The following is a 4,331-nucleotide window of genomic DNA, read 5'->3' on the forward strand; positions in this document are numbered from 1 at the left end:
AGGACAGGGGCAGCATGGGGTCCATGGCCGGCCGACCAAGGCATTCCTGACCAGGCCGGCCCGTCAGCCCAGCTGGGGAATTTTCAGTCGGCACTTCTGGGGAGTGTCGTCTCGGCGCCTACACCCACGGCCTGCAGTTCCGTGCCGCCTTCCTGAAAGCCACCCAGCCCACCACCGTCGAGGGCATCGAGCGCTACCTCGGCTCCGGCATGATCCGCGGCATTGGCCCGGTCTATGCCCGCAAGCTGGTCCGCGCCTTCGGCGAGGGAGTGTTCGAGCTGATTGAGGCCGAGCCCACCCGCCTGCGCGAGGTCACCGGCATCGGCCCCAAGCGCGCCGCCCGCATCGTCGCCGGCTGGGCCGAGCAGAAGGTGATCCGCGAGATCATGCTGTTCCTGCACAGCCACGGCGTGGGCACCTCGCGCGCAGTGCGCATCTACAAGACCTACGGCGCGGACGCCGTGCAGGTCATCAGCGACAACCCCTACCGCCTCGCCCGCGACATCCGCGGCATCGGCTTCCGCACCGCCGACGTGGTGGCGGGCAAGCTGGGTATCGAGCCCACGGCCACAATCCGGCTGCGGGCGGGCATCTCCTTCGCCCTGGCCGAGGCCACGGGGCAGGGACACTGCGGCCTACCGGTGGAGGAGGTCACCGCCCAGACCGCGGCGCTGCTCGGGGTGCCGCTCGAGCTGATCGGCACGGCCATGGCGCTGGAACTCGCCGAGGGCGAGGTGGTGGCCGACACGCTGGACGGGCGGCCCTGCATCTTCCTGGCCGGCCTCTGGCGGGCCGAGCAGGCCATCGCCGAGCGGCTGCGCACCCTGGCCGCCGGCGCGCCGCCCTGGCCGGCCATCGATGCGGAGAAGGCCGTCCCCTGGGTGGAGGGCCGCACCGGCCTGGCCCTCGCTCCCAGTCAGCGCGAGGCGCTGCGCCTGGCCCTGGCCAGCAAGGCCCTGGTGATCACCGGCGGGCCGGGGGTGGGCAAGACCACCCTGGTCAACTCGGTGCTGCAGGTGCTGCGCGCCAAGGGCGTCGAGGTGGCGCTTTGCGCGCCCACTGGGCGGGCCGCCAAGCGCCTGAGTGACAGCACCGGGCTGGAGGCACGAACCATCCACCGGCTGCTGGAGACGGATCCCAAGACCGGCGGCTTCAAGCGCGACGACACCGCCCCGCTGGCCTGCGAGCTGCTGGTGGTGGACGAGACCTCGATGGTGGACGTGCCGCTCATGCGGGCGCTGCTGTGGGCCCTGCCGGACAGCGCCGCGCTGCTGCTGGTGGGCGACGTGGACCAGCTGCCCTCGGTCGGGCCGGGGCAGGTGCTGGCCGACATCATCGGCTCAGCGGCCGTGCCGGTGGTGCGGCTGACCGAGGTGTTCCGCCAGGCCGCCCAGAGCCAGGTCATCCTCAACGCCCACCGCATCAACCGCGGCCAGATGCCCGAGCTGCGGGCCGGGGAAGGGTCGGACTTCTTCTTCGTCGAGGCGGACGAGCCGGAGGAGGGCCTGCGCAAGCTGCTGGCCGTGGTGGGGCAGCGCATCCCGGCGCGCTTCGGGCTGGACCCGGTGCGCGACGTGCAGGTGCTCTGCCCGATGAACCGCGGCGGGCTAGGGGCGCGCTCGCTCAACATCGCGCTGCAGGCCGCCCTCAACCCGCCGGGCGAGCTCCGGGTGGAGCGCTTCGGCTGGACCTATGGCCTGGGCGACAAGGTCATGCAGGTGGCCAACAACTACGACCGCGACGTCTACAACGGCGACCTCGGGGTGGTGTCGGGCCTCGACCCCGAGGAAGGCGAGCTCACGGTCAGCTTCGAGGGGCGGCAGGTCGCCTACGGCTTCGGGGAGCTGGACGAGTTGGTGCTGGCCTATGCCACCACCATCCACAAGAGCCAGGGCTCGGAGTACCCGGCCGTGGTGATCCCGCTCAGCACCCAGCACTACCCCATGCTGGCCAGGAACCTGCTCTACACCGGCGTCACCCGGGGCAAGCGGCTGGTGGTGCTGGTGGGCCAGCGCCGGGCATTGAGCATCGCCGTGCGCAACGGCAGCGCCCGCCGGCGCTGGTCCAAGCTCGGCGAGTGGCTCGGCCACGCCGCTCCGGCAGTTGGTTGAAGCCTCATGGGTGGGTGTGGACGAAGCTGAGCCATAGCCGGATGGCGACGGGCTGAACGAAGCCAAGAAGCTGCGGGCGCCGTGGTCGTATCGGGTGGCGGATACGGCGACCGTCCTTCAGGAGGTTGAACCAAGATGACCTGGCGGATGAAGCTCAAGTCTCTGGTGGCCACCCTCACGCTGGCCTGTCTCGGATCGGTTCTGAATATCTCCAGGGAGGCCGCGTCTCAGTCCTACCCGGCCACGACCGCCCTGGAGTTCCTGGTGCAGAGCAACTGCATCGATGACCGCGGTCGTCCTGAGCCGGGTGTACTCCCGTTCCAGCCGGAATGCGTCACTCGCCGCGGCCTCCGCGCGTCCGAGGGCATGGCGTATCGCAAGCACGACTGGCCTGCCCCGGAACACCGGGCCGGGGCGCCGCTGGGCTACCAGGCATCCGACGCCTACGCGACCACGCTGGCGGGCTATCCCGCCGCGGTGCAGACCTTCGACATGGGCGGCGGCAACACCTCCTTCGGAGGACGGGGGACCAGGGCATCGATGGCGGGGATGGCCTGGTGCTGATCGGCAACCGCGTCGTCGGCGTCCTGACGGAGGACGCCGGTGGCGGCGTGCAGTGGCTCCTGTCGCCAGCTTGCACCCGGTCCGGTCCCGTGGCACCGGGCTGGCTCTTCTTTCAAGACGGCGACGGCGAGCAGATCGCCCCCAACGCCATCGCCCGGAACCCGCGGGACTGCCCTACCGGCTTCACCCGCAGCCTCACGCGCTGGCGCTCGCGCCTGCTGACCTTTCCGTTTCTGATCCGCGGCAACCCGGCGGGCACGTTCCGCGCCGAGATGATCGTCTCCGAACACTACACGCACCCGCAGGTGGAGCAGAGCAATGCCCTGGAGCGCTTCTGGTTCGCCCGCGGTCTGGGAAAGGTCCGTTGGGAAGCCTGGGTAAACCTGGACTTCCCCAGCCAAGACGTAGCCAGATGGCAGGCTCAGGGCAAATGGTTCGCCAGCACGCAGCGGTGCCCCCCCGGTGGAGGGCGGCGTCGGTCCGAACGAGCCCGGGCGCGGCAACTGGGTGCTGGTGGACTGCCGCACCTGGACGAACTTCGATCCTGCACCATCGGACAGATTGATCCCGATCACCCCGTGGCCCGCACGCCAATAATCCGTGAGGTTCCTACCGCTGGCGCCTGCTGCCAGATCGTCCAAGTGCAAGCGTGCCCGCTGACACCTCGATCACGCGCCGGCGGTATCGGTGACCCATCGTGGCCTCCTCGCCGACCTGCGCCGGGAGGACGCCGATGCCAGGATCGGAGCAGGGCTTGTTTCTCGGAAACGTGTCACTCACCAAGCTCGTCAGGCGGCCACTGGCGCTTTCTCCAGATCCTGTTCAGCGGTGTCCGCCCGACCCGTCTTGTCCCGCACCACCGGGTCGATACCGCAGTGCTTCAGGCAACCCGCCCGGATCGCCAGCGCTGCCGATGCGGCCGCCCAGTGCGGCACCACCAGGGAGTCGTGCACCGGTAGCGCCAGCACGCCCTGGGCCCGTAGCTCCAGCATGGCGGCGGTCATCGCCGCGGCCTCCCGCGCCACCAGAAAGGGCGACACCAGCTTGCGGCCTGGCACGCTGTGCCCGGCCGCTACGGTTTCCGGCACGAACCGCGCCGGCTCCGTCAGGCAGGGGTGCACGGCCAGCACCAGCGGCCGCAGCCGCGCCGGGCTCCAGCCCCGCACCTCCAACACCTCCGTCTTGGCCAGTTTCGACCAGCGCTCCTTCGGTCGTCCCTCGCCCAGACACTCCAGCACGTAGCGTTTCACCACCGCACGTGGCACTCCGTCGATCGCGTACGGATCCAGCAGGAAAGGCAGTCCGGCCAGTTGCCGCAGGACGCTCAGGTGCGACGCCCCGACGTCCAGCTCCGCCACCGCTTCGCCGCCGATGCGCAGCTCCGCCCGGTCCTCCGGCGGCAGCCCCTGGTAGCAGCCGTCCCGGCCCAGGGCGTACCACCGCCCGTCCAGCGCCCAGTTGCCGCGAAACACTCGCCGCCATTGCGGCAGCAGGGCACAGCCTGTCACCCCGACCGATTGGGCGAACTGGTTCTGCGCCTCCACCGCCAGTCTCAGCTGAATCGCGGTCCAGACCTCCGTGCGCGCCAGACAGGTCGCCTCCGAATCCCCCCGCCGGGGGCCACGGCGTCCAGATACGCGCCCGACACGCTGTTCC

Annotated in this window: 2 protein-coding genes and 1 pseudogene; 2 read left to right on the forward strand and 1 reads right to left on the reverse strand. The window is 70.4% G+C overall.

The features are described 5' to 3' along the window. Positions 1-71: 71 nt before the first annotated feature. A pseudogene (locus tag ACLIBK_RS25310) lies at positions 72-2,111 on the forward strand (ATP-dependent RecD-like DNA helicase); the annotation flags it as partial. Positions 2,112-2,246: 135 nt separating this feature from the next. Continuing rightward, entirely contained in the window at positions 2,247-2,675 is a 429-nt protein-coding gene (locus tag ACLIBK_RS25315; protein ID WP_415390078.1) for a hypothetical protein, read from the forward strand. Between the two features lie 788 nt (positions 2,676-3,463). On the opposite strand, the gene ACLIBK_RS25320 is transcribed toward ACLIBK_RS25315, so the two are convergent. Continuing rightward, positions 3,464-4,331, reverse strand: an 868-nt coding sequence (locus ACLIBK_RS25320) for a hypothetical protein (RefSeq protein WP_415390079.1), incomplete at its 5' end; no start/stop codon positions are given.

The organism is Roseomonas sp. BN140053 (genome assembly GCF_047690175.1).
Lineage (GTDB): Bacteria > Pseudomonadota > Alphaproteobacteria > Acetobacterales > Acetobacteraceae > Roseomonas.

Excerpts from the sequence above, each read along its gene's own strand:
- ACLIBK_RS25315 (WP_415390078.1), top strand. The coding sequence starts at position 2,247 with ATGACCTGGCGGATGAAGCTCAAGTCTCTGGTGGCCACCCTCACGCTG.